This window comes from Microvirga soli, assembly GCF_016734765.1.
Lineage (GTDB): Bacteria > Pseudomonadota > Alphaproteobacteria > Rhizobiales > Beijerinckiaceae > Microvirga > Microvirga soli.
This window is the reverse complement of sequence record NZ_JAERQE010000132.1, coordinates 1-1,612: the sequence shown is the minus strand read 5'-3', so window position 1 is coordinate 1,612 and position 1,612 is coordinate 1. Positions and strand designations below refer to the sequence as shown.

1 protein-coding gene is annotated in these 1,612 nt (G+C 63.2%); it reads right to left on the bottom strand.

Annotation, left to right across the window (positions count from 1 at the left end):
* Window positions 1-104 precede the first annotated feature (104 nt).
* A complete protein-coding gene (locus tag JKL45_RS29490; RefSeq protein ID WP_201865313.1) occupies window positions 105-1,475 on the bottom strand; it encodes a transposase in 1,371 nt (456 codons plus the stop codon).
* Window positions 1,476-1,612 lie beyond the last annotated feature (137 nt).

Sequence of the window (1,612 nt, the reverse complement as noted above, 5' to 3'; positions counted from 1 at the left end):
TGGCAGATTGCGTTGACAAAGTCGGCACTCAGACGGGCTGAGACAGCGAGGAAGTTCGACTTGTCGAAGTTGGGTCTGAGGTGAGGTGTGCCTTTCGGACCTTCTCAGGCTCCATGGATCATCTGTGGCCCTGGTGAAGTGACAAGTTTGGCGAGCTTTCGCAGGTTCTGGGCGGTTGCCGCCAGCAGGAACTCGTCTTGAGCCCCGCACGGACCTCGTAGCCGCAGACGTCCCATCTTCAGGATCCGCTTGAGATGGGCAAACAGCATCTCGATCCGCTTGCGCCCCTGACGTGACCGCTCATAGGCCGGCGTGCCCCTCAAGGAGCGCGCGACCTCCCTTGCATGCTCATAGATGCTGCGCGTGATCCTGCGCGCTGGCGTGTTGGGACAGCAGCGCTCCTTGAGGTGACACGAGCCACAGTCAAAGGTGCTGCCGAGATAAAGCCTGTTCGTGCCCTCATTCACGATCCGACCGCTGGTCGTCAGGGTCTTGCTCTCAGGGCAGGTGTAGGTGTCCGCCTCCGGATCATACGTGAAGTCTGATCGTGAGAAGGTGCCGTCCCGGCGCTCGGACTTGTCGATCACCGGCACATGCGGCTCGATCTTCTGCTCGTCCACGAGCCAATGCAGCATCTCGGCCGAACCATAGGCGCTATCGGCTGCCAGCCGCTCGGGCTTGAGACCAAAGCGCTCAGCCGTGCGCTCGAGCATGGTGCGGGCAGCTCCCACTTCGGCCTGGCGCACCGCACGAGAGGCTTCCACGTCCACAATCACGGCTGCCTTGAGGTCGATCAGGTAGTTGTCCGCGTATGCAAAGAACGCTGGGCCGCGCATGGCACCGGTCCATTGGGCCGCCGGGTCCGAGGGCGAGACGAACTTCGGCTCAACGTCAGTCGCTGCACCCCAGGCGGCCTCATCCAGGGTGGCGAGATACTCGCGCACGGCTCGCGGCGCTGCCTCGGTGTGATCCTGGGCTCTCCAGTCAGCGCCTGCCAGGGAGCGCTGCTTGTTGGCATCGGCCTGGATCAGGCTGGCATCGGCCGCAAAGCCTTCCCCTCCCACCAGCCCTTCGTCCAGGCAGCGCTGCACCACCGCCTCGAACAGGCGGCGGAACAGATCGCTCTCGCGAAAGCGCCCGTGCCGGTTCTTGGAGAAGGTGGAGTGGTCGGGCACCTTGCCCTCCAGCCCGAGACGGCAGAACCAGCGATAAGCGAGGTTCAGGTGCACCTCCTCGCAGAGGCGCCGCTCGGAGCGGATGCCGAGGCAGTAGCCGATCAGCAGCATGCGGATCATCAGCTCGGGATCGATAGAGGGCCGTCCCATGGAGCTGTAGAAGCCAGCCAAGTGCTGGCGCAGCCCGGAGCAGTCGACGAAGCGGTCGATGCGCCTCAGCAGGTGATCGGAGGGGACGTGGTCCTCGAGCCGAAACTCGTAGAACAGGCTCTCCTGCATCACGAGACGCTCGCCCATCATGGCTTGATCCTCCTGCTGAGAACGCCCGATCAGGGAATCACGATCCGTCGCCAATCACGAGGACTTTTTCAACATTGGGTAATGGGGCGGCTCTCCCTGGATGCCGATAACATCGGCTGGCCACGTGCACAGGAGAG